Genomic DNA, 25,777 nt, shown 5'->3' with positions numbered 1-25,777 from the left:
GAACCGGGATTTTATGATTTTATTGACTGACTGTGATTTTAAAACAAGGCTTTCAAAGAAAACAGTAATCATAGACAGTCAATAAAATCATAAAAGTCCCGGTTCAGATGTTTTAAAATTCAAGTACTTCGTTATCGCCAAAATTCTCGTAAGAACTCGTTATTACCTGTTCGCCAGGCTCAATGCCGCTGAGTACTTCGTAGAACTCAGGGTTTTTGCGACCCAGGGTAATCGGACGTTTTACGGCCCGTTTGCCCGACTTATCTACTACGTATACCCAATTGCCGCCTGTATCGGAGAAGAAGCCACCAACGGGCAAGAGTGTCGCTTTAGCCGCTTTACCCAATTCCAGCTGAATCGGCGACGACTGACCACGCTTGATGCCTTCGGGCGTGCCTTTCGGGAAAACCATATCGACTTCAAAACGGCCACTTTTTACTTCAGGATACACGCGGCTAATCTCAAGTTCGTGCATCTTTCCGTTGAATTCAAATGATCCTTTCAAGCCTGAAAATACGCGACTAATATAATGTTCATCAACGCCGACGCGCATTTTAAAGCCGTTCAGGTCATCAATCTGACCGATGTTCTGGCCCCGGTTAATGTTTGACCCAACTTCTACATCGATACTTGACAATTGACCCGACACCGGTGCTTTCACGACCAGGTTATCCAGTGTCTGTTGCCAAAGAGCCACATTTTTCTGCGTACGTTGCAACGTCCCTTCAAGTTGTTTAATCTGGAATTTTGCGTTTTCCTCCTGGTACTTCTGCGTTTCGATTTCGATGGTCCGCTGGCTGATCAATCGATCATACGCCCGTTTCGCTTTCAGGTAATCTTCTTCCGATACAACTTTGTCTTTGTACAGCTTTTCCTGACGGTCGTAGGTGTCTTTCGCCTGAGAAATCTGGGCATCTACATCGGCCAGCGTTTTACGTAGCGTAAATCGTTCGATCTGTATCCGTTGACGCGTATTTTGCAGGTCGTTAACGAGTCGGTTAGCCTCTGTTTCCGACTGTAGAAAACTCAGTTTAAGGCTCTGGTTTTCAAGCTTCAGTAGCACTTCACCCTGTTTTACGGTATTACCGCCTTCGACCAGTTTCTGTGTTACGTAACCACCTTCAATGGCATCCAGCCGAATGGTTTTAAGCGGCTGAACAACGCCCGTTACGGCAATAAAATCTTCAAATGGGCCCGTCGATACGGTGGAGACGGTTATTTTATCTTTTTCGACATTCAGCTTCGACCGGCGGTCTGTAAAGAAGAATGTGTACGCTATTAGCCCTATAACCAGGGCACCACCTCCAAAAATAGCGAGACGCTGTGTAGTCCAAAAACGTTTAGGTAAGACGCGATCCATTTTTCAATTAGCAAATGAGTGATTTAGTGATTGACATATCGAGCCAGCGACTATAGGCCCGGGCCTCATTTGTTATTATGCCTTGTGCCAATAGTCATGCCAGTTGACTGTACGATCTGATAATCAGAAGTTTGATTGATATTAATACAATTAATATGTCCGCTTTCGGACGCAAATTGTCCGTTTTTGGCGCTCCCTTTTTGCGGGCTTATCACCTGGTTTCTATACCCCAATTCTGTCGAATGAAAGTTAGCAAAAATGGGGCATAAACTCCGTAACGAAACCGCTTAACATTTTTTAACGAGTCAACAACGTAGCACACAAGACGATAAGCGCTGATCATGAATACCTTCGCAGCAACGAATACCCTCATTAATAGCCTTTCTCATGCTTCGCTCCTACCTTAAAATCGCGCTTCGAAATATACGTTCACAGCGCGTTTATACATTCCTGAACATAACAGGCCTTACGATAGGGATGGCCGGCGGTCTGCTCATTTTCCTGTTCATCAGCTACCATCTAAGCACCGATCGGCACCATACCAAATTCGACCGGATTTTTCGGGTTGTAACGGACCTCCATCTGGCTGATGGCTCGGTGGAGTATTATCCCGAAGCGCCATTACCCATGGCGAAAGCGCTTCGAACCAACTACCCACAGGTTGATCAGGCGGCTTACCTGAAAATGAATCGCGATCTGACCGTCGAGGTTGATCGGAAGGCCACCTCGCAACAACGTAGTGATACTGCTTCAGACCAGCCCGTTCGTTTTCTGGAACACAAAAGCACGGCACTTGTCGAACCTGAGCTTTTCGATATTCTGGATTATCAGTGGCTTCGAGGAAATCCCAAATCAGCTCTCCGCGAACCAAACACGGCGGTCCTCACCGAATCATGGGCGAAGAAATACTTTGGTGATACTGACCCAATCGGCCAAACCCTGACATTAAATCACCGGGCCAATGTCAGAGTGACCGGGCTGCTGGCCGATACGCCCAAAACAACCGATACTGACATTAACCTGTTTATTTCGTTGTCGACACTGACCCAACTGGATTCAACCTATGACCAGACCAGCTGGGGTGCGCTCAACAGTACAGATCGGATTTTTATCACCCTCAAAGATCCGCAGTCGGTCGGTAGTATGGAATCGGCAATGCCCGCCTTGTTGAAAACGCACTTCGGTGTCGATGCCCGGTATTATCAGTTTCATTTTCAGCCGCTGAGGGATGTCCATTTCGATGTGAAACGTATTGTGGGTGGTGTTATTCGACCATCACTGCTTTGGTCATTGGGTCTGGTTGGTTTGTTTCTGGTGCTGACGGCCTGCATCAATTTCGTCAATCTGGCCACGGCCCAAGCCCTGCGCCGTGGTAAAGAGGTCGGTATTCGTAAAACACTTGGTGGAACGCGCGGCCAGCTCATTCGTCAGTTTTTGTTCGAAACGAGCCTTATTGTGCTGACTGCCACTGTGCTGGCTTTACTGTTGGTACGCCTGACAATGCCTCTCTTTAATCAATGGCTCTCCATTCAGTTAGCGATGCAGGTAGACATCCAGTTGCTGGGTTTTGTGTTCCTGCTGATTAGTGTTGTCATTTTGCTGGCGGGTGGCTATCCATCGGCCGTGCTGTCGGGTTTTAGTCCATGGGCTGCTTTGAAAGGTACACTGGCCGTTCGGGTTCGTGGAAATTACTCATTACGTCAGGCCTTGATTGTGCTTCAGTTTGTGATCTGTCAGGCGCTTATTGTGGGCGCGCTGGTTGTCGCGTCGCAGGTTCGTTATCTGCATGAGGCCGACCTGGGTTTCAGAAAAGACAACGTAGTGATGGTCACATTACCCAACCGGCAGACAGAACGCCGGGAAGCCTTCAAAAATGAACTGATGCAGTATCCAGCGATCAGATCGGTTAGTGCCAGCCATCAACCGCCTTCGTCGCGGCTTCTGTATGGTGGTTCGTTCAAGATGGACGACAAAGCGGAGTGGGAAGACTACCCGGTTCGCGAGCGCGTTGCTGATGCGAATTACCTCGATACGTATGGTCTACAACTTGTAGCGGGACGTAATATTTCCCAAAGTGACACGATTCGGGAATACCTGGTCAATGAGGCTTTTCTTAAAAAACTAAACGTGAGCGATCCGCAGAAAATTCTGGGACGGAAAATGCAATACTACCTTTCGCCCATTCCGTTGCCCATTGTCGGCGTAGTAAAAGATTTTCATTTGCGGTCTTTGCATGAAGAAATTACGCCCTGCTTCATTGCCACTTATGGCCCATTTATGGGAGAAGCCGGGATTCGGGTATCCGGTCAAAATCCGGCGCAAACAATTCAGCGCATTCGCCAGGTGTGGCAAAAATTCTATCCGAACGAAGTGTTTGAATACACGTATCTGGACGAACAACTGGCTAAGTTCTACGAAACCGAAAGTCTGGTGTTTCGGCTGGTCAATATCTTCTCTGGCATTGCCATCCTGATTTGCGGCTTAGGTCTGTATGGCCTCGTGTCATTTGTTGTTGTTCAACGCACCAAAGAAATTGGCGTCCGGAAAGTGTTGGGCGCGAGTGTTGCCAGCCTTGTTACGTTGCTTTCCAAAGACTTTTTGAAACTGGTATTGGTCGCGATCATTATTGCGTCGCCACTGGCGTGGTGGGCCATGAATAGCTGGTTGCAGGATTTCGCTTACAAGATTACCATCGACTGGTGGGTATTTGTTTTAGCCGGTCTACTGGCAATCGGAGTTGCGCTGATTACGGTCAGTTTTCAGAGCATAAAAGCGGCTTTAGTAAATCCTGTTAAATCGCTACGTTCCGAGTAAGGTAGAGACGTAAGGTATGCGGCTCTACAAATACATGATTTTACAATTCCTTTACAAGCTTTTACAGGGCTTTTTCAACGCTGACAAATGGAGCGTCTACTTTTGATTCATGTTCAAGAAACAGGAATCATGAAAAACGGAAGCAAACTCATTTTCGCTCTTTGTTGCAGCGCCGTATCCACGATTGGCTTCGGTCAACATCCCTTCAACAATTGTTCAGCGGCTTTTTTAAATAACAAAATGGTCGTGAACGAATACAGTACGCAAGGCAAATGTATACTGCCATTGAGTGCTATCTGAAAGCTGACAGTTTGTACGGTTAATCTATCGCCAACAACCAGCCAGGCGGTTGATAAAATTCCGTTTCGAATTGCAATCCGAAATAAGAACACGCAAACGTTGCTACTGCTCACAAAAACCGACGTGAAGCAGATTGATGTGCATAACGTGTTGACAAAGTGCAAAAAAGGGGACCACATCGTATTGTTAACCCTGGACGATCAATACGCGATGCCACACAACGAAATTCCTGTTCAATAACTGAGTTCAGGCTCGTTTCACCATCTAATTTGTATCCTTATGAAACTGCAGCTAATGATCTGGCCACTGGTAGTTCTATCAGCCCTTTCCCTACTGACAACCACGCTTCCGACAATTAATACGTTTGCTCCGGGCAGCACAACGGAACCCGACTCTGTATTTAATGCCAACCCGTTGCTACTGAACAATAAGGCCTTTGATTTCGCAGCGTTCTCAATGGCAAGCAAAGGGACGTTGACGGTGGTATCCAGTAATCCAGAAACGACGCAAACTGAAAAAATTCCGTTCCGAATCTACCTGCGTCGAAACGGGAATGTAGTTGATAATAGCATATCGAATACCAGTCAATCTGCACTCGGAATCGACGTAGCACCTGTGTTGGCCATGGCAAAACCGGGTGATGATCTGGTGATTGAACCTGTCCGAACCAGCGACTCAAGAGCCAAACGGAGCATTAAATTAAAACCTTTTTTCAACAGCAATTTATTGTTTCCTTTTTTCGGAAAGAAGGGTGACGGTTGCTGATTAAATTTCGACCCGCACCGGCGGACCGGCAAAGACGTAAAGATGGTGAAGAATGTAACTTAGCGTTCTTTACCATCTTTACGTCTTTGCCGGTCCGCCGGTGCGGGTTAAAAAAGCTATCATGAAAACATCAGTCATTATCATCGCGTTGCTGGTCGCCGGTTTACTGTTCATGCAGTTTGCCTGGCGAACGCCGTCTGCGAATCAAGGCGACAAGGCTGATTTTGCAAAAAAGGTGAATCTGGCGCTACGTCGTACGGCGCATCACTTACTGATCGAAAAAGGAGATTCAACCTCCCGAATTCCAGCAGTGCAACATCCTACTGCCACTACGTTTCTGGTCCGTCTGGAACACCCCTTCGATTACGGGCGGTTACCAACGATACTTCAACAATCGCTGGCGGTTCATCAGATCAAAGACAACTACGACGTAGCGGTGCTGGATTGCACAAACGGCGAATTGCAGCTGGGCTACAACTTTCTCGATGTAACTGAAAAGAAGGAGGTTCCCTGCGGAGGCCGCGATCAGAAACGAGGATGCTATACCCTGCAACTTACCTTCAATACGCCAGTATCTACTCAGCCGAAAGCGGCCAGTATCTGGTGGGCGTGGGCAGTTGGTTTGTTGTTGTTCGGTGGAGCCTATGCTGTCTGGCAGAAATCAGACAGAAAAACGAATTCAGCATTACCAACAGAAACCACGGCAAACGAATCCGGGCATCTAATCTCCGTCGGGCAATTGTCTTTCAATACGACGAACCAATCGGTGAACGTAGCGGGTACTATGCATCCGCTTACCTATCGCGAAGCCAAGTTGCTCCACCTCTTCGTCCGCCATCCGAACCAGTTATTAACGCGCGATTTTATCCTCAAATCCGTCTGGGAAGACGAAGGCATTATTGTCGGACGCAGCGCCGATGTCTTCGTATCACGTCTTCGTAAGCTGCTCCAACCCGACCCAACCCTACGTATTGTAGCTGTTCATGGCGTAGGGTATCGGCTGGAGGTAATTTCATAAAACCCGGTGTCCGCAACTGTACGGATTGCGTCCGTTTGCGGACATTTTTTCAGATACTCCAACCTTTACCATTTGATAATCAGTAAATTACATTTCTGGTATAGCATTTGGGACATCAGAATGTGATATCACTTCTGCTCGATTATGCTACGTAATTATCTGCTTATCGCTTTTCGCAATCTTCGAAAATACAAGGCATTTAGCTTCATCAATATTACCGGTGTAGCGGTTGGTCTGGCGTGTTTCCTGCTTATTGCGCTCTATGTCAGAGACGAGTTAAGCTACGACCGTTACAATACTCATGCAGATCGTATTTACCGCGTTACCCGAACTTTCCTGTCGTCGGAAGGAGCCGCGTCGTTGCGACTGGCGCAATTGGCCCCACCTTTTGGGCCCTTGATTAAACAGAACTTCCCGGAAGCTGAACAGGTGGTGCGAACCATTGATAACGGCGGGCTGCTGAAGTACGGCGAACATTCGTTTAATGAAGATGATATATTCTTTGCCGAAGCCAATCTGTTTAAGGTATTTGATTTTGATCTCGTCAGCGGAAATCCGGATCAAGCGCTGATCAATCCATTTTCCATTATGTTTTCCCGGCCAATGGCGGAGAAATATTTTGGCGATGAGAATCCAGTCGGCAAGACAGTGCGGTTTAATAATCAGTTCGATATGACGGTTACAGGCGTTTTTGAACCGCTGCCCGCTCAATCGCATTTTCACCCCAAATTTCTTGCCTCGTTCTCTACATTTAACGACCCCCGCGTGTATGGGGCAGAAGGATTACGGACAAACTGGAGTAATAACTCCTTCAATACGTATGTGTTGCTGCAACCCGGATGTAGCGACGGATCGGCCGATCCAAAACGTATGGAAGCGGCATTCCCGGCTTTTCAGAATAAACACATTCCGCCGGAAGAAGGCCGGAATCCGTCAACCTGGTCGGTGTTGAATCTGCAACCTCTGACGAGTATTCACTTACGGTCGCACACCGATTCGGAGGTGGAGCCAACGGGCGACATCAGTTATATCTATTTATTCTCGGCTATTGGTTTATTCATTCTGTTGATCGCCTGCATCAATTATATGAATCTGGCAACAGCCCGTTCGGCGGGGCGGGCCAAAGAGGTTGGGATGCGCAAGGTTGTAGGGGCTTTGCGCACCCAGCTCATTGGTCAGTTTTTGAGCGAATCCATTTTATTGGTGACTCTGTCGCTGGGCATCTCCATTCTGCTGGTCATGCTCTGCTTACCCGCCCTTAATCAGTTCACACAAAAACAACTCGAATTCAGCCAACTTCTTGATCCTGTCTTTCTTATTATTCTGGTTAGCATTACGTTGCTGACGGGCTTGGTAGCAGGCAGTTATCCGGCTTTTTTCCTGACGTCGTTCCGGCCACTTGGTGTGCTGAAAGGCCAGATTGCCTCAACCATGCGTACTGGCAAGCTTCGGCAGGTGCTGGTCATAACGCAATTCGCGATAGCGATTGCCCTGATGATCAGCACGGCCGTGGTGTACAATCAGATGAAGTACATTCAGGAGTATCGACTCGGTTATTCGAAAGACCAGGTTTTGCTGATGCCGGATTTCAGCGATTCAGCCAGAAATTACGAAACGCTGAAAGAGCAATTTATTCAAACGGGGGCGGTGCGCGATATGGGCCGTTCATCGCGAATTCCATCCTCCCGCTTACTCGACTCCTGGGATGCCTCTGCCGCAAAAGGCGACAGCATGGCCCCGGTCAAAATCAATCTGCGGGGCCTGCGTGTCGATTATGATTTCATTCCGGCCTATCAGATTGCGATGGCTGCCGGACGCAATTTTTCCCGCGCCTACTCGACTGATACGTCGATGATCGTCCTGAATGAAACGGCTGTGCGGCAGTTGGGCTGGACACCCGAACAGGCCATCGGCAAAGCCTTCCGATACGGTCCGGTGAAAGGTCAGGTTATCGGCGTTACCAAAGATTTTCACTTTGAATCCTTACACCAGGAGATGGCGGCACTGGCTATGATTATGTCGACGGAAAACTTCCGATGGCTGTCCATTCCACTGAAAGGCGATGTGCCCACCGCAATTCAGCGGGTTGAAACGGTCTGGAAGCGCTTCTTCCCGGAACATCCGTTCGATTATCAGTTTCTGGATACTCGTTTTGACCGGCTCTATGCTCGTGAGCAAACGCAACAGACGCTGTTCAGCATCTTTGCGGGCATCGCCATTCTGATTTCGTGCCTGGGTCTGTTTGGCTTATCGATGTTCATGGCTGAGCAACGTACCAAGGAAATTGGCATCCGTAAAGTGCTGGGTGCGTCGGAGATAAGTTTGGTGACCCTGTTTTCCAAAGACTTCATGAAATTGGTGATTGTGGCGCTAATCATTGCCTCACCCGTAGCCTGGTATGCCATGCACACCTGGCTGAACGATTTCGCCTACCGGACAAACATCCATTGGTGGGTGTTCCTGCTGGCTGGTGGTCTAACCGTGTTGATCGCCTTGCTAACGGTCAGTTTCCAAAGCGTGAAAGCCGCCCTAATGAATCCCGTAAAGTCATTAAGGTCTGAGTAGAGACGCAACCGCACCGGCGGCCCGGCCTTTGCGTCTCTACATTAACCAATTCCCTATGCTACGTAACTATCTCAAAATCGCCGTCCGTAATCTACTGAGAAGCAAATCGTTCTCAGCCATTAACATTTTCGGGCTATCCGTCGGGATGACGTGTTGCATGCTGTTGCTGCTGTACATACGTAGCGAATTGTCGTACGATAAACACCAGCAGCACGCCAGTGAGTTGTACCTGATGGCGCAGGAAACAATTATCGGGAAAGCCAATAAGGATACCGGAAGTGAAAAAAATTCGACCGCATCGGCTCCGTATGCGTTTGCGCTGAAATCCGAATTTCCGGAAATCGAGCAGGTGGCCCGTTTATGGGTCAATTTGATCGATGATAAATCCCTGTTGCAGGTACGCGAAGGTGGCAAAGCCGTTAAATCCTTTTACGAAACCAAAGGCTACCAGGTCGATTCGACATTTTTCGACTTGTTTTCCTATCAATTTACAGCAGGCAATCCACGTACTGCGCTGGTCGATCAGCATTCGGTGGTGCTGTCGGAAGAAATTGCCCATAAACTGTTTGGTGATGCATCGGCGCTGAACAAACTGATCCGGATTGGGGGCACGGCGGGTAATGGCGAAGACTTTAAAGTAACGGGTGTTTACCGCGACGAAAGTGCTCGTTCCCACATCGACGCCAAGTTCTTTCTGCCTATTTCCGCAGGCTGGATTGGTGGCTTTCTTCGAAACGTCAAACTGGATTTCTGTTGTAACAATATGTTTGTAACGTACCTGAAATTACGACCAGGTACAGACCCGGCTCAGTTGCAAACGAAGTTTCCGGGTTTCATGGATAAATACGCCAGCAACGATTTAAAGAATGTGGGTTTTGGCAAAAAGTTGTTTCTGGTTTCGGTTCCGGACCTGCACCTCTCCGACCAGTTGAAGACCGTCGTGACGCCCACCAACAGCACAACGTACCTGTACATTCTGGCCTCGATTGCCCTATTCACCCTACTGATTGCCTGCATCAATTTCATGAACCTGTCTACCGCCCGTTCGGCTAAACGGGCGGCTGAAGTTGGCGTTCGAAAAGTGATGGGTGCCGAACGGGGTTCGTTGATCGGGCAATTTCTGGGTGAGTCAATAGTGCTATCCTTGCTGGCGCTGGTGATTGCCCTTGGCCTCGTTACGTTGTTCTTGTCTGTCTTCAATCAACTGACCGCTAAGTCGTTGCAGTTAGCTGAACTATTTGAACCGGGGATTATTCTGGCGTTCATTGGGCTTGCATTACTAACGGGATTGCTGGCGGGCAGCTATCCAGCTTTTTATCTATCCCTGTTCAATCCGGCGCAGGTTCTGAAGGGAAAATTCACCAATACACTGTCGGCAGTGGCGCTACGTCGCGGACTGGTGGTGTTTCAATTTGTGATTTCGATTGGGCTGGTGCTGGCTACGTTTGTTATTCAGGAGCAGATGCGCTTTTTGCGCAACACGTCGCTGGGATTCACGCAGGATCAGCAGATTGCCATTCCGCTGAGCAGCAAAGAAGCGAACGCGGCTTATACCAGCTATCGGGCTGAAATTTTACGAAATAACCAAATACTGGGAGCCGCGGGAACGCAGTATTATCCGGGCATCAACAACGCCAGTGATTTTCTGCTATATCGACCGGAGCGGGGCGTCATGACAGCCCAACAGGTAAAAACGAACTGGGTCGATTATGATTTCATGCAAAACATGGGCTTCAAATTGCTCGCCGGGCGGATGTTCTCCCGCCAGTTTCCGGGCGACACCAGCAACCGGATTGTTGTCAATGAAGCCACCTTACGAGAGTTCCAGATTCCGCTGACGAAAGCCATCGGACAAAAGCTGAATTTCGACTGGCAGGGCGAAACGCATCCCTACGAAATTGTGGGCGTGTTGAAGGATTTTCACTTCGAAAAACTGCACCAAACCATACAGCCCTACAGTTTTCTGCTGAATAGCCGCCCCAATTACAATTACATCATTGCGCATGTCAAAACGGCCAATATGGAAACCGTATTGAGTTTTCTGGAACAGAAATGGAAAGCACTACGTCCCGATGAGCCGTTTCAATACACGTTCGTGAATGAAGACTTCCAGAAGAATTATGAGGCTGAAGCCCGCACCTCGCGCATTGTAACCTACTTCACGGTTATCTCTATCCTGATTTCGTGCCTGGGTTTGTTCGGTCTGGCCGCTTTTGCCGCGCAGCAACGTACCAAAGAAATCGGTGTTCGGAAAGTGCTGGGCGCATCGGTCACCAATATCGTACTGTTACTTTCCCGAGATTTTCTGACACTAGTGATTATAGCCATCCTGATTGCCTCACCCATTAGCTGGTGGGCCATGAATAAATGGTTACAGAATTTCGCCTACAAAATCGACATTCCCTGGTGGATTTTCGCGGTAGTCGGGGTTCTGGCGGTGGTTATTGCGTTTACAACCGTCAGTTTCCAGAGCATAAAAGCTGCCTTAATGAATCCCGTTAAATCACTACGTTCTGAATAGCAAAGGGCATGGGGGTTTGGGCGGTCCGTCGTAACGGCAGAGGGCGATCCGTTGTCACGCGGTCCGTCGCCACGGTAAAACCAGTATCAAACCCCTTGCCCCACGCCCTTATCCCCATGCTCTTTTTCCTATGCTACGCAACTACTTCAAAATCGCCTGGCGGAATATGGTCCGCAACAAAGCCTTCTCGGCTATTAATATTCTGGGACTGGCCCTGGGTATGGGCTGTAGTCTGTTAATTTTCCTGTGGATTCAGGATGAGTTAGGTGTGGATAACTACCATGCCAATGGCCCGCATTTGTACAGAGTCATGCAGCGGCAGTTCTCTGATGGCAAGATTGATGCAGGCAATTATACACCGGGAATACTGGCTGACGAGTTGAAGAAGCAGTTTCCTGAAGTTATATACGCAGCTGGCTATACAGGCTGGGAGGCCCAGATGACACTTACCGTTGGCGATAAGATCAACAAACAATCCGGGCACTGGGCGGGCGCCGACTGGTTCAAGATGTTCAGTATTCCGCTACTGGCCGGTACGCCCGCAACGGCGCTGAACTCACCTACCAGTATCGCGATCTCCCGTAAAGTGGCGGAATTCTATTTCGGTAACCCGGTGGCCGCGCTGGGCAAAAGCATACGCATCGACAACAAAAATGACTATCAGGTGATGGGCGTTTTTGAAAACATGCCGCAGAACTCATCGGACAAATATGATTTTCTGATAAACTGGCAGGATTGCGTAACCCGGAATCCGTGGATGAAAGAGTGGGGAAACAATGGCCCTCACACGCGTATCATGCTGCGCCCGGATGCGAATGTGTCCAACCTGGACGCCAAGCTCAAACCGTTTTTGCGGAAGTATAATAAAGACATCGGCAAAAGTTTCGATGCGCAGCTCTTCCTGCAACCCTATCCCGACGGCTACCTGTATTCGAACTTCAAAAATGGCCAGCAGGACGGTGGACGTATTGAATACGTGCGGCTGTTTGGTATCGTCGCCGTGTTTCTGCTGCTGATTGCCTGCATTAATTTCATGAACCTGGCCACGGCCCGTTCGGTCAAGCGAGCGCGGGAAGTGGGTATTCGTAAAGTTATGGGTGCGGTACGTAGTTTACTGGCCGGGCAGTTTATCGGCGAAGCGTTACTGTTCACAGGCCTGGCTTTACTTTTTGCGTTATTGCTCGTTTTCTCCCTGCTTCCGGCCTTCAATTCACTAACCGGTAAGCAAATTAATTTACAAACGACGCAGGCATCCTTCTGGATCATATTGCTCGGCATGACGTTGCTCACGGGGTTGATTGCCGGCAGTTATCCGGCCTTGTTTTTGTCGTCGCTGGAGCCGGTTCGCGTGCTAAAAGGGGCCGGTCCGTCATCACGACTTCAGTTTGGCGCAGGGGCACGGCTACTTCGACAGGGATTGGTGGTGTTCCAGTTCGTCCTGTCCATGCTGCTTATTGTCGGCACGATCATCGTGTATCGTCAGATTAACTACGTTCAAACGACAAATCTTGGGTATGAACGAGAGAATCTGATCTATGTTCCGGTGGAGGGCGAACTGGGCGCTCAGGCAAACTATAAAACCTTCAAAGATGAACTGCTACGTCAGCCCGGCATTTTAGCCGTGTCGTCGATGCAGGAAGCGCCCACCAACATTGGCAGCAGCACGGGCGGGATAACCTGGCCGGGGAAAGATCCGAATGTCAATATTGAAATGACCCAGACCGCAGTTGGCTATGATCTGCTGAAGACGTTGAAAGTAAAGTTGGCAGGTCGTGATTTCTCACCGGAATTTAGCACCGATACCAGCAACTACCTGATTAACGAAGCTGCGGCTAAACGTATCGGCTACAAGACCCGCAACGGCGGACCGCCCGTCGGGCAACCCATTACGATGTGGGGCAAACCGGGGAAGATCATTGGTGTTATGGAAAACTTCCATTTCCAGTCGCTGCATATTCCCATAGCCCCGCTGATTATGCGACTGGCGACAGAACCCGGTTGGCAGACGTTCATGATTCGTACGCAACCCGGCCAGACCAAACAGGCGCTGGCCAGTATAGAGTCTGTCTGGAAGCAACTGAATCCGAAATTCCCGTTTGCTTATCGCTTCGCGGACGACGAATACCAGAAACTCTACAAGAGCGAATCTGTAGTCGCCAGTCTGGCTAATTATTTCGCGTTCCTGGCGATTTTCATTTCCTGCCTGGGTCTGTTTGGACTTTCGGCGTTTACTGCGGAACAACGTACCAAAGAGATTGGCGTCCGAAAAGTGCTGGGCGCATCGGTCGGCGGTATCGTTGGCTTGCTTTCCAAAGATTTCTTGAAGCTCGTCCTGCTGGCAATCGCCATTGCCTCACCGTTGGTCTGGTACGCCATGAACCAGTGGTTACAGGGATTTGCGTACAAACTCGACATCGAGTGGTGGATTTTCGCGCTGGCGGGTGTGCTGGCCATTGCCATTGCCTTGCTGACGATCAGTTTCCAGAGTGTCAAAGCCGCCCTGATGAATCCGGTCAAATCACTACGTTCTGAATAATGTAGAGACCGCACCGGCGGACCGGCAACCCTTTGCGTCTCCTTCGCGTCAGAAACGCCATCCGGTCGCGGAGACGCAAAGGGTTGCCGGTCCGCCGGTGCGGTCTCTACACTGTCCGCAACTGAACGAATAATCGTCCGTTTGCGGACAGTATTTCTTTATACCGAATTCTAACTCCTTAACGACCAAATACTTACAATCGTGGTACGTCATTTGGGTATAGACGACTAAGGACCGGCTTATCTATTTTTGCCTACTCATGCTACAGAACTATATAAAAATTGCCTGGCGGAATCTGAAACGCAATCGGGCTTTCTCAGCCATCAACATCACCGGACTAGCTCTTGGGTTGGCGACCTGCATGCTCATCAGCCTGTTCGTGCTCGATGAACTCAGCTATGACCGCTTCAACGAAAAAGCGGACCAAATTGTACGCGTCGTTTTCCGGGGCTCGATTCAGGGGGGAAAAATGAACGAAGCGCACGTGATGCCGCCCGTTGCGCAAACCCTCAAAGCCGACTATCCTGAGGTGCTGGAATCCACCCGTTTACGTCAGGGTGGCGCGCCCCTCATCACAGTGGGTGATAAGACGTTTAAGGATAACGCCATCGCCTACGTAGACTCTAATTTTTTCCAGGTGTTTACGCTGCCCCTTCTTCAGGGCGACGTCAAAACAGCCCTGATTCGTCCCAATACAGCCGTTATCACGCAGGAAATGGCCCGGAAGTATTTCGGAAATAACAACCCTGTTGGAAAAACGGTAGCTATCAAAGACTGGAACACTACGTATCAAATTACGGGGGTTATGGACAAAGTGCCCACTAATTCGCACTTCCATTTCGACCTGTTTGTGTCGATGGCCAGTTTCCCGGCTGCCAAAGCGAACTCCTGGATGACGTCCGAATTTCATACATATTTAGTCCTTCCCAAAGACTATGATTACCACCAACTGGAAGCCAAACTACCTACCGTAGTAAATAAGTACATGGCTCCACAATTGGAGAAGGCGTTTGGCATGAGTATAGGTCAGTTTCGCAAAAAAGGCAACGACATCGGCCTGTTTCTGGAGCTCCTGACAGACATTCACCTGCATTCGGATATGACGCAGAATCTGGAAGCGGGGAGTGATATTCGATACGTCTACATTTTTGGCGCCATTGCGTTGTTTATGCTGCTGATTGCCTGCATCAACTTCATGAACCTCTCCACGGCGGGCGCATCCAAACGAGCCAAAGAAGTAGGTATTCGGAAAGTGATGGGATCGGTAAAATCGGCGCTGGCCAGTCAATTTCTGATCGAATCACTTCTACTGACGGCGATTGCGCTGATGCTGGCGGTTGGCTTGGTTTACCTAACGTTGCCTCTCTTCAACGATCTGTCTGGCAAAGACTTAACCCTAAATATTACGGCTACTATCTGGACGCTACCGAGCTTGTTGCTATTGGGCTTGCTGGTCGGGGTGTTGGCGGGCAGCTATCCCGCGTTTTTTCTATCGTCGTTTAAGCCGATTGCCGTCTTGAAAGGCAGGTTCACATCGAGCAAAAATAGCATCGGCCTACGTAGCGGCCTGGTCGTTTTTCAGTTCTTTATTTCCATTTCACTCATGGTGGGCGCGACCGTGGTCTATCGGCAACTCAGCTACATTCAGAACAAAAAATTAGGGTACAATAAGGATCAGGTGCTGGTATTGCCTGAAACCTGGCTGCTTGGCAAAAAGGAGGACGTATTCCGTAATCAGATCATGCAGGACCCTCGGGTTGTGAATGTGAGCACATCGGGTTATCTGCCCGCGGGTCCGAGTAACAACAACAACTTCACGCTCTATCCCGAAACGAATTCCACCCAGTTGATAAAGACACTTCGCTACGATGTCGATTACAACTACATTCCAACACTGGGGATGCAGATGGCGTATGGGCGAAACTTCTCCAGAGACTATGGCACCGATTCTTCGGGGGTGATTCTGAACGAAACGGCGGCCAAAATAGTTGGCTGGGGCGATAAGGCAGTAGGACATACGATAACCAATGCGAACAACGAGGGCCAAAAAACTACGTATCGGGTCATTGGCGTCGTGAAGGATTTCCATTTCAAGTCGTTGCACGAACGTATTGCTCCGCTGGTGATGGTGCTGGGCCATACCGGAGGCACCGTGATTGTGAAGGTGAAAACCAAAGATATTTCCGGATTGCTCGCCAGCCTGAAAACGAACTGGAATCAGTTGATGGCCGACGCACCTTTTACGTACTCTTTTCTGGATGAGCGCTTTAACGAAACCTATCTGGCGGAACAGAAAATTGGCCGTATTCTGGGCATTTTCGCGGGCCTGACCATCTTCGTCGCCTGCCTCGGCCTGTTTGGTTTAGCGACTTTCACGGCCGAACAACGTACCAAAGAGATTGGCGTTCGCAAAGTGCTGGGCGCATCAGTGGGTAGCATCGTAGCCCTCCTCTCGAAAGATTTCCTGAAACTGATAGCCATCGCGATCGTCCTGGCGGTTCCGGTTGCCTGGTACACGATGAGCCGCTGGTTACAGGACTTCGCTTACAAGATCGACATTTCGTGGTGGATGTTTGCCCTGGCGGGTGTCCTGTCGGTGAGTATCGCCTTGTTAACAGTGAGTTTCCAGAGCGTGAAAGCCGCCCTGATGAATCCCGTAAAATCACTCCGTTCCGAATAAATAGCGAGGAGCCTGGAGCAAGGCATCAACGCCAAGTTCCATGCCCCAGGCCCCGTGCCCCTTACCCCTATGCTACGTAACTACATTAAAATCGCGTTTCGGAATTTGTGGAAGGCTAAAGTCTTTTCACTGGTCAATATGCTGGGGTTGGTCGTTGGCATTACTGCCTGCCTGCTGATTTTGCAATATGTTAGTTTTGAGCTGAGTTTCGACCAGTTCCAAAAAGATGCCGACCGTATTTACCGCGTCACGAACGACCGGTTTCAGCAGGAAAAACTCATTCAGCACGGCACCATTACGTACCCAACCATCGGCAAGACGATGGCGAACGATTATCAGGAAGTCGAAGGTTATACGACACTGGTCAACAATGGAACCGTTAAATTCCGTCGCGACAAATCGGTCTATCAGGAAGAGCAGACGTTTTTCGTCGATGACCATTTCCTGACTTTCTTCACCTTCCCCATGCTGGCGGGTGACCCCGCAACCGCCTTAAAAGCACCCAACAGCCTTGTGCTGACGGAGAAGGATGCCAAACGCATTTTTGGGGCGCAGCCAAAAGACTATGCCCGACTCATTGGCAAAACGCTTTTCATGGACCTGGATACGGAGCCTTTCCGGATCACGGGCGTCATGAAAGACGTTCCTGCTACGTCGCATCTGCAATTTGGCGCGTTAATTTCCTACGAAACAATGGTCAGAACCTGGGGTCCCTGGGTGAAAACCAGTTGGGACGGATCGGATATGTGGCATTATCTGAAGCTAAAGCCAAATGCTGACGCGCTGGCCTTGGAAAGTAAATTCCCGGCTTTCAGCCAGCGCTATTTCAAAGGTGACAAAGTCTCTGGCAGCGTTGAAAATTTCCATCTCCAACCGCTCCTGAAAGCCCATTTATACTCCGATTACGAGTACGAAATCGGCATCGTCAACAATGGGAAGGCGGTCTGGACCATGTTGATCATTGCCGTTTTTATTTTACTGATTGCCTGGATTAATTACATCAACCTATCGACTGCCCGCTCGCTGGAACGGGCCAAAGAAGTGGGGGTTCGGAAAGTGGCCGGAGCAACCATGAGCCAGCTAATCGGCCAGTTTCTGTCCGAATCGATTTTATTGAATCTGCTGGCGCTCGTTTTGGCGTTGGGATTAACGGTAACCCTGGAGCCGTTCTTGAGCGAACAAATCGGCAAACCGCTCTCGCTGTCACTGCTGACCGGCGCGGGTTATGGCGGCAGACTCATGGCCATTGCGCTGGGTGCTGTGTTTGTGCTGGGCATGTTTCTGTCAGGTTTCTACCCCGCTTTTGCGTTATCTTCTTTTCGGCCCATTAGCGTGTTAAAAGGGAGTTTCAAGCGGTCGGCCTCGGGGGTTTGGGTACGGAAATCACTGGTGGTTTTTCAGTACATGGCATCGGTAATCCTGATTGTCGGCACGTTCATCGTTTTCCGGCAACTGGCTTATATGCGGAGTGAGAAACTGGGCTTTAATATGGATCAGGTGCTGGTCATATCCGGCCCCGCCCTGACGCGCTGGGACTCTACTTCTATTGAACGTATCGCTAGTTTTAAAAATGAGCTGAAACAGTATCCGGCCATCAAAGCGGCTTCGGCTTCCATTAACCTGCTGGGCGACCGGCTTCCGCGCACGTTCAATGTGAAGCGCGTTGGGTCCAATCAGGAGAAAGGCGTAACAGTCACCCGGATGGGCGTTGATCCTGATTTTTTCGATACGTATCAAATCAAGCTGCTGGCGGGTCGGAACTTCCTGCCGACCGACTCGGACCCGGATGGTCGAAAAGTCAAGAATATCCTGATCAATTCGTCCGCAACTACGTTACTGGGATTCCAGAATGCGGCCTCGGCGGTTGGTCAGAAAATTATGTTTTTTGGCCGGGAATGGGAAGTGGTTGGGGTTATGAACGATTTTCACCAGCAATCGCTACGTCACCAGATCGAACCCCTTGTCTTCCAGCCTTTCTACACGAATGGCGGTTTCTATTCCGTCAAAATTGCCACCAGTGACCTGAATCAAACGGTTGATTTAGTAAAGCAGACGTACAGCGAGTTTTTCCCCGGCAACGACTTCACGTACTTTTTCATGGATGATCAGTTCAACCGGCAGTACAAAGACGACCAGATTTTTGGCCGGATTACCACGATCTTCTCGATACTTGCCGTGCTGATTGCCTCCCTGGGATTGTTCGGTTTATCGTCCTACACCATTTCGCAGCGTGCCAAGGAAATTGGCATCCGGAAAGTGCTGGGCGCTTCGATTCCGGGGCTGATTACCCTGCTGTCCAAAGATTTCATCAAACTGGTGCTGATGGCTATCCTCATCGCGTCGCCGATCGCCTGGTACGTTATGAACCTGTGGCTAAGCGATTTCGCCTATAAAATTGACATTTCGTGGTGGATATTCGCGCTGGCGGGTATTCTGGCTATTGGCATTGCCTTATTCACTATCAGTTTCCAGAGTATAAAAACCGCCTTGATGAATCCGGTGAAATCACTACGTTCTGAATAGCGCGGTGCATGGAGCTAGAAACCAAGCTCCATGCACCACGCTTCCTTCAGGCTTGCAGGACAACCTCGGCGGTGGAGGTGTCGGGTAAGGATGAAGTCGATTTTGGGGTTTTAACTTGTTGTAAATGGCGGAGGTGCATGATCCCAATTCCTAGCGCCAGAATGCCTTCGCCCAGTACGGTCGCCTGTACGCCAACGCGCTCGGATATGGCCCCCACGATCAGACCACCGATCGGCAACGCGCTGGCATAGACCATAACGAACATACTGATGACCCGCCCACGCATGGCAGGAGCGGCCTGCGTTTGCAGCAACGTATTGCTGATCGTAATCTGCGACATCATCCCGAAAGAGCCGATCACGATAAAGAACAGCGCCAGTGGATACCAGCTTGTGTAGGAAAATAAGATCAGTCCCGTGCCAAAAACAAAGGTGTTGATCGCCAGCACCTTGCTTAAACTGACGCTGGGTTTCAGGGAAGCGAGGAAGATGGCTCCGATAAAAGCACCCAGTCCGATGGCGCTATTAAGCATACCAAAGGTGGAAGCCGTCCCATTAAAAACATCCTTCGCATAAACGGCCATCAGGTTAGTAAAGGGGAGCACCAGTAAGCTGACCAGCGCCAGCATACCAATGACAAACCGAATGGAGGGCGTTTCTTTTACGTAAACGAACCCTTCGATCAATTCACCCAGAATATTCTTTGTATGGACGGTTGCTACGTATTTGGGCAGTTTCATGAGCAGGAGCGAGCCAATAACGGCGATAAAGCTCACCGCATTCAGTCCGAAGCAAACGACTTCCCCCAATCGCTCGATGGCAATACCGGCAATCGCGGGGCCAATCAGTTTGGACAAATTGACCATTGATGAATTCAGGGCTATCGCATTGGGCAGGTCTTTTTTATCGTCGACCATTTCGTAAATCATCGACTGGCGGGCGGGCACATCGAACGCATTGATCAGGCCCAGCACGACACTCAACCCGATGATCTCCCAGACCGCATAGTCCTTGAAGAAGACCACAACCGTAAGCAGGATGGCCTGCCCCATCGACAGGACCTGCGTGAGCAACAAGACCCGATACCGATTATACCGGTCGGAGATGACACCGCCAAAAGGCGTCAATAAAGCAGAGGGAAACAACGTAGCAAACACGCTGACGCCCAGCATAAACTTGGAGTGCGTCTGCGAATAGATGACCCAGCTTACGGCCGTCTTCTGCATCCAGGTACCCAGCAGCGAAATGGACTGCCCGGCAAAGAATAATCGATAATTATGACTTTTAAACGCATTGAATGTGGTTACGTTCATAACGTGAGTTTATGTTGATAGCTGTCAGTATCGCCTGAAAATCAGGGTTTCGTCTTGTTCACAATTGAAATACTAGCCATTAGCGATATAGCCGTAATACCTAATACCTAAAAAAAGCAGGAATATAGACAGTTTGTTCTGAGGAGATGCCTTACTTATCCGAAGCAACACATGGCCGACGAATAGATTGAAACAAGCCCACAGCACATTGATCATTGGCGAAGACAGACCCCACGCCCGGTGGATTGATAAAGGGCGTGGTGCAGGGATCATGGCGTTGCAACAAGCCCCATGTTCCCTACACCACGCCCAGAACCGCTGTCCGCAAGTGAACAAAAACATGTCCAGTTTCGGACAGGCCGCTTTTTTCCATATGGCAACATATTGATAATCAACAATTTAATTTTGTGGTACAACTTTTGGATAAACGTCTAATACGTTTCTTCCGAATCAACCTAAACTCACTTATGCTGACTAACTACCTTAAAATCGCTCTTCGGAATCTCTGGAAAAACCGGATGTTCAGTACGTTAACCATTGCCGGTATGGGTGTGGGAATCGCAGCTGTTGGGCTGATGGTCTTGTATGTGTGGCATGAATTGAATTACGACAAATTTCATACAAACGCCGATCGGGTGTTCCGGGTCGTACATTATGCGCAATGGGCGGGCGGCAACCTTCAGTTGGCCCCTACATCGGCTCCGTATGCCGACGCGCTGAAACATGAATATCCCGAAATAGAAAAGACCGTTCGACTGTATCCCGAAGGCGGTGGAGTGATCACGTATCGCGACAAAAAAATCGAAGCTAACGACATTATGTTCGCCGACAAATCGGTGTTTGATGTCTTTACGTTTCCCTTCCTGTACGGCGATCCCGCTTCAGCACTGGCTCAGCCTGAGCGCATTGTGCTGACCAAAAGTCTCGCCGAAAAGCTGTTTGGTGATGCGGCCAAAGCTGTCGGGCAACCGGTTGAATTCAGTAATAATTTTGTCAACACGGTATCGGGGGTTATCGCCGACGTACCACTGAACTCGCATGTACAGTTCAGCGCGTTGCGGTCAATGCCGACCAATTACACCAACGGCTGGCAGAATTTCGAGCTGTACACTTACGTATTGCTTACAAAAGGAAGCGACTACAAGTCACTGGAAGCCAAACTACCCAGCTTTTATCCTAAATACCTGAAGAAAGAAATGGGCGAGCTGACGTATCGGATGGAACTTCAGCCGTTGACGGCGATTCACCTGCACTCTCATTTAGATTACGAAATCGGTGCGAACGGCAACAGCCAGACCGTTTACATTTTTGCGCTGGTAGCGGGGTTGATTTTGCTCATCGCGGGAATCAACTATGTGAATCTGTTTACGGTTCGGTCGATTAGCCGATTGCGCGAAGTGGGTGTCAGGAAGGCGATTGGCTCCCGGCGGACTCAGCTCGTCGAGCAGTTTCTGACCGAGTCGATGCTGATGGCGTTTATGGCCAGTCTGGTTGGTTTAGTGCTTGCCAAAATGGCCTTACCACTCTTCAATGAGCTGGCCGATAAACCTTTAACCTTAACGCTGTATGGCCCCTGGATTACAGGCGCTATCGTGCTTCTGTTTGCTTTGCTGCTGGGCGCAGGCAGTGGATTGTATCCGGCATTGTTCCTGTCGGGCTTTCGGACAGTCGTGGCGCTGAAAGGAAAAACAGACAGCCAGGTTGGTGTCATTGGCTTCCGTAAGGCGCTGGTTGTCTTCCAGTTTGTGGCAGCTGTGGCGTTGATTTCCTGCTCGTGGGTCATTTACCGCCAGATGGGGTACATGCTGCACAAAGACATGGGTTTCAACAAGGAACAGGTGCTGACGTTCCACCTGGAGAGTGAAGGACCGCGGAAGCAGATACAGGCGCTAAAAGAAGAGCTACGGAAAAGCCCGCTTATCGAGGCCGTCTCAGCGGCCAGCAATCCAATCGGGAACAATAACATCGGCACCAACGGCATGTTCTTCGAGCAGAACGGCGTAATGGCCGCCAGTACCCAGGTCGTTCAAAAGTTTTCGGTCGATTCGGATTACCTCAATACGTTACAAATCAAACTGTTGCAGGGACGTAACTTCTCGGAGTCGTCTCCAGCTGATGCGATGGGCGCGGTGCTGGTCAATGAAGCGCTGGTGAAAAAGATGGGCTGGCAAACGCCCGTCGGCAAGCGGGTAAACTATTTCATTGGCAAAGACGAAACGGCTGAAGCGAGAGTAGTTGGTGTGGTCAGGGATTTCCACACGTACTCACTCCAGCATAAAATCGAACCGCTGGTACTACAGATGCCCGCGCCGTCTGACAAAGACAACCTTTACGTCCGTATTCGCCCTGGCCAAACCGAAGAAGCCCTGGCCTATATCAAAAAGGCTTACCAACAGTTCGACCCGGCGGCCAGTGTTACGTTCCATTTTCTGGACGAAAACTTCTCCCGACAGTACAAGGCAGAACAAAAGCAGGGACAGTTGCTGCTCACCTTCACGATTCTGGCCGTCCTGATTGCCTGTCTCGGTTTGTTTGGGCTGGCAGCTCTGGCAGCGGAGGCCCGCACCAAAGAGATCGGCGTTCGTAAGGTCCTGGGCGCATCGGTGGCGAGTATCGTTACACTGCTTTCGAAAGACTTTGTCCAACTGGTGCTCATCGCTATTGTCATTGCCTCGCCCATTGCCTGGTATGCTATGGGACAGTGGCTACAGAGTTTTGCCTACAAAATTGATCTGGAATGGTGGGTGTTCGTGCTGGCGGGTTTGCTCGCCGTGGGCATTGCCGTACTCACGATCAGCTTCCAAAGTGTGAAAGCCGCCCTGATGAATCCCGTAAAATCACTCCGTTCGGAGTAATGGGAGGAGGGGAAATAAAGGGAGGAAGAAATAGAGAACCCTACTCCTCCCTTTATTTCCTCTCCTCCCTCCTTTAGCACTATGCTCCTTTATTTCTATGCTCACAAATTACCTTAAAATTGCCTGGCGCAGTCTGTTGCGAAATCGTCTGCTGAGTCTTATCAACATCGCCGGTTTGTCGCTCGGCCTGGCGTGTAGCCTGGTTATTGGTCTTTGGGTAGCCGACGAACTCAATTTTAATAAAGGCTATACCGATGCGGATCGGATTTATTTTGTCCGCCTGACGGATGGCACGAATACGGGCGAGATCATGCCCGGTCCGCTGGCCGAAGCGTTAAAGAAAGACGTACCTGAAGTTGATAAAGCCACCAGGTTTACGGTCTGGAGCAATGATTTTTTGCTCAAAGCCGGGCAGCGGTTCACAAAAAAGGTAGGCATCTACGCAACGGAAGATTTCTTCGACATTTTCCAGTATCCCGTTTTACAGGGCAATCCCCGAACGGCCATTCAATCGCCTAATGCTATTATTATTACCCGTACAGTGGCTCAGACGTTTTTTAGGACAGTAGACGCTGTGGGTCGGACTCTGCAACTCAACAACGATAAATACTACCAGGTGGGTGCTGTTATCGAAAACGTGCCCAGGAACTCATCTGTGCAATTTGACTGGCTGGTTAACTTCAAGGTGGCCGAAGAGGACTGGATGAAAGGGTGGGGCAGTAACTCGTTTCTGACCTATATCAAATTGAAGCCTAATACGACTCAAACTCAGGCCGAAGCCAGCATGAAAGGACTCATGAAACGCTATCGACCGGAAAGCGCCGAGTTCCCCGTTCTGCAACCCATTGGCGATACGTATCTGTACGGCAACTATGCCAATGGTAAACCTGTAGGTGGGCGTATCAGCTATGTTCACACGTTCAGCCTGGTATCCCTGCTCATTCTGTTGATTGCCTGCGTCAATTTCACAAACCTGGCCACCGCCCGGTCGTCGCTACGCGCGAAAGAGGTGGGTATCCGGAAAGTAGTCGGAGCCGGGCGACTGGCATTGGCCGGGCAATTCATGGGCGAATCTATTTTGTTGAATGCACTCTCGGCGGCATTAGCAGTCGGCTTGGTTGTCATATCCTTACCGACTGTCAATCAGATGGTTGACAAACAACTGTTTATTGACTTCACCGCACCAGGTGTCTGGCTGGGGCTGTTGGTACTGGTTATCACGACAAGCCTGGTGGCGGGTGCTTATCCAGCTCTGTTTCTGTCGGCAATGCAACCCGTTCGGGTACTGAAAGGCGTTCTGGGCAGTGCACCAGCAGGGGCTTTCTTCCGTAAATCACTGGTAGTTTTTCAGTTCTCTTTATCGCTATTTCTGATTGTGGGCATGCTGATTATCGGACGGCAGATGAACTACGTACGCACCAAACAACTCGGCCTCAACCGCGAGGATCTTCTTCATGTACCTGTCGAGGGTGAGCTTCGGCCAAAACTGGAAACGTTTCGTCAGGAGTTGCAACGCTCAAATACGATCCAGTCCGTAACAACAGCGGGCGAATTGCCGATTCAGATTGGCAGTACGGGTGGTCTGAACTGGGCAGGGAAAGATCCGAAACTTGACGGCACGGTTTCGACCATGAAAGTTGGGCTGGATTTCACCAGGACACTTGGCGTTCATTTGGTCGATGGTCGGGATTTCAAAGCTGCCGATACCTCGAACTACATAGTCAATGAATCGACTGTCAGGATGATGAAGCTAAAGAATCCCGTCGGCGCGGAAGTGGATTTCCAGCGTGGAAAAGGACGCATCATCGGGGTTATGCAGGATTTCCACATTAGTTCATTTCACGCACCTATCCGCCCGCTGGTGCTAAGCTATTACCCGAAATGGACAAATTATTTCTTAATAAAAACACGCCCGGGCCAAACCGACAAAGCAATTCAAGTTATTGAGCAAACCGCCAAAAAACTCAATCCGGGCTATCCGTTTACGTACCATTTTGTGAATGAGGAATACGAAAAGCTGTACCGAAGCGAAACACTGGTCAATACCCTCATCAATTATTTCGGTCTGCTGGCCATCCTCATATCCTGCCTCGGTCTGTTCGGTCTGGCAACGTTCACTGCTGAGCAGCGTACCAAAGAAATCGGTGTTCGGAAAGTGCTGGGCGCTTCCGTGGTCAGCATCGTCAGCCTGCTCTCAAAAGATTTTCTAAAACTAGTGCTGGTTGCCATCGTTATTGCCTCGCCCCTGGCCTGGTACAGCATGCAGCAATGGTTACAGAATTTTGCCTACAAGATCGACATCGAGTGGTGGGTATTTGCGCTGTCGGGTATGCTGGCGGTCGGCATTGCTCTCCTAACGGTAAGTTTCCAAAGCGTGAAAGCTGCCCTGATGAATCCCGTCAAATCACTACGTTCAGAATAGCAATGGGCAGAGGGTTTAGGGCAGAGGGCGGTCCGTCGTCACGCGGTCCGTCGTCACGGCAAAACAAACACCATCCCCTACGCCCCGAGCCCCATGCCCTAACCCC

General features: G+C 49.8%; 13 protein-coding genes. 11 read left to right on the top strand and 2 right to left on the bottom strand.

What is annotated here, in order from left to right; genetic code table 11:
• Window positions 1–112: 112 nt before the first annotated feature.
• Window positions 113–1,360 (bottom strand): efflux RND transporter periplasmic adaptor subunit, encoded by a 1,248-nt coding sequence (locus BM202_RS19140; protein WP_093829042.1) that lies wholly within the window; start codon window positions 1,358–1,360, stop codon window positions 113–115.
• 387 nt (window positions 1,361–1,747) lie between these two features.
• On the opposite strand from BM202_RS19140, the gene BM202_RS19135 reads away from it, so the two are divergent.
• The 9 genes from BM202_RS19135 to BM202_RS19095 all read left to right on the top strand — a co-directional run bounded on the left by BM202_RS19135 (window position 1,748) and on the right by BM202_RS19095 (window position 19,082).
• Complete coding sequence (locus tag BM202_RS19135) at window positions 1,748–4,174, top strand: ABC transporter permease (protein ID WP_093829040.1); 2,427 nt, start codon at window positions 1,748–1,750, stop codon at window positions 4,172–4,174.
• A gap of 399 nt (window positions 4,175–4,573) precedes the next feature.
• Entirely contained in the window at window positions 4,574–4,714 is a 141-nt protein-coding gene (locus BM202_RS38250) for a hypothetical protein (protein ID WP_245776713.1), read from the top strand.
• A 39-nt stretch (window positions 4,715–4,753) separates the two neighbouring features.
• The gene (locus tag BM202_RS19125; protein WP_093829038.1) at window positions 4,754–5,239 is read left to right on the top strand and encodes a hypothetical protein; all 486 of its coding nucleotides are present in this window, start codon (window positions 4,754–4,756) and stop codon (window positions 5,237–5,239) included.
• A gap of 121 nt (window positions 5,240–5,360) precedes the next feature.
• Complete coding sequence (locus BM202_RS19120; RefSeq protein WP_093829254.1) at window positions 5,361–6,257, top strand: winged helix-turn-helix domain-containing protein; 897 nt, start codon at window positions 5,361–5,363, stop codon at window positions 6,255–6,257.
• Window positions 6,258–6,401: 144 nt separating this feature from the next.
• Complete coding sequence (locus BM202_RS19115) at window positions 6,402–8,822, top strand: ABC transporter permease (protein WP_093829036.1); 2,421 nt, start codon at window positions 6,402–6,404, stop codon at window positions 8,820–8,822.
• 55 nt (window positions 8,823–8,877) lie between these two features.
• Window positions 8,878–11,343, top strand: a complete 2,466-nt coding sequence (locus BM202_RS19110; RefSeq protein WP_093829034.1) for an ABC transporter permease — start codon at window positions 8,878–8,880, stop codon at window positions 11,341–11,343.
• A 130-nt stretch (window positions 11,344–11,473) separates the two neighbouring features.
• Window positions 11,474–13,879 (top strand): ABC transporter permease, encoded by a 2,406-nt coding sequence (locus BM202_RS19105; RefSeq protein ID WP_093829032.1) that lies wholly within the window; start codon window positions 11,474–11,476, stop codon window positions 13,877–13,879.
• Window positions 13,880–14,138: 259 nt separating this feature from the next.
• Window positions 14,139–16,559, top strand: a complete 2,421-nt coding sequence (locus BM202_RS19100; protein ID WP_093829030.1) for an ABC transporter permease — start codon at window positions 14,139–14,141, stop codon at window positions 16,557–16,559.
• Window positions 16,560–16,628: 69 nt separating this feature from the next.
• Window positions 16,629–19,082, top strand: a complete 2,454-nt coding sequence (locus BM202_RS19095; RefSeq protein WP_093829028.1) for an ABC transporter permease — start codon at window positions 16,629–16,631, stop codon at window positions 19,080–19,082.
• A 46-nt stretch (window positions 19,083–19,128) separates the two neighbouring features.
• Here the strand turns inward: BM202_RS19095 and BM202_RS19090 are convergent, their stop codons facing one another.
• A complete protein-coding gene (locus BM202_RS19090; protein WP_093829026.1) occupies window positions 19,129–20,394 on the bottom strand; it encodes an MFS transporter in 1,266 nt (421 codons plus the stop codon).
• Between the two features lie 467 nt (window positions 20,395–20,861).
• Between BM202_RS19090 and BM202_RS19085 the strand changes: the two genes are divergently transcribed.
• Both BM202_RS19085 and BM202_RS19080 read left to right on the top strand, forming a co-directional pair.
• Window positions 20,862–23,249 carry an ABC transporter permease gene (locus BM202_RS19085; protein WP_093829024.1) on the top strand — a complete coding sequence of 796 codons (2,388 nt, stop codon included), beginning with the start codon at window positions 20,862–20,864 and terminating at the stop codon, window positions 23,247–23,249.
• Window positions 23,250–23,346: 97 nt separating this feature from the next.
• Window positions 23,347–25,671, top strand: coding sequence for an ABC transporter permease (locus tag BM202_RS19080; RefSeq protein WP_093829022.1), 2,325 nt, complete (start codon window positions 23,347–23,349; stop codon window positions 25,669–25,671).
• Window positions 25,672–25,777: the final 106 nt, after the last annotated feature.

The sequence above is a fragment of the Spirosoma endophyticum genome, from assembly GCF_900112365.1.
Taxonomy (GTDB): Bacteria; Bacteroidota; Bacteroidia; order Cytophagales; family Spirosomataceae; genus Spirosoma; species Spirosoma endophyticum.
Note: the sequence above shows the minus strand (reverse complement) of the source record. Positions and strands in the feature narration are given on the sequence as shown.

Coding starts and splice junctions, on each gene's coding strand:
- BM202_RS19140 (WP_093829042.1), bottom strand. CDS start 1,360: ATGGATCGCGTCTTACCTAAACGTTTTTGGACTACACAGCGTCTCGCT.
- BM202_RS19135 (WP_093829040.1), top strand. CDS start 1,748: ATGCTTCGCTCCTACCTTAAAATCGCGCTTCGAAATATACGTTCACAG.
- BM202_RS19125 (WP_093829038.1), top strand. CDS start 4,754: ATGAAACTGCAGCTAATGATCTGGCCACTGGTAGTTCTATCAGCCCTT.
- BM202_RS19120 (WP_093829254.1), top strand. CDS start 5,361: ATGAAAACATCAGTCATTATCATCGCGTTGCTGGTCGCCGGTTTACTG.
- BM202_RS19115 (WP_093829036.1), top strand. CDS start 6,402: ATGCTACGTAATTATCTGCTTATCGCTTTTCGCAATCTTCGAAAATAC.
- BM202_RS19110 (WP_093829034.1), top strand. CDS start 8,878: ATGCTACGTAACTATCTCAAAATCGCCGTCCGTAATCTACTGAGAAGC.
- BM202_RS19105 (WP_093829032.1), top strand. CDS start 11,474: ATGCTACGCAACTACTTCAAAATCGCCTGGCGGAATATGGTCCGCAAC.
- BM202_RS19100 (WP_093829030.1), top strand. CDS start 14,139: ATGCTACAGAACTATATAAAAATTGCCTGGCGGAATCTGAAACGCAAT.
- BM202_RS19095 (WP_093829028.1), top strand. CDS start 16,629: ATGCTACGTAACTACATTAAAATCGCGTTTCGGAATTTGTGGAAGGCT.
- BM202_RS19090 (WP_093829026.1), bottom strand. CDS start 20,394: ATGAACGTAACCACATTCAATGCGTTTAAAAGTCATAATTATCGATTA.
- BM202_RS19085 (WP_093829024.1), top strand. CDS start 20,862: ATGCTGACTAACTACCTTAAAATCGCTCTTCGGAATCTCTGGAAAAAC.
- BM202_RS19080 (WP_093829022.1), top strand. CDS start 23,347: ATGCTCACAAATTACCTTAAAATTGCCTGGCGCAGTCTGTTGCGAAAT.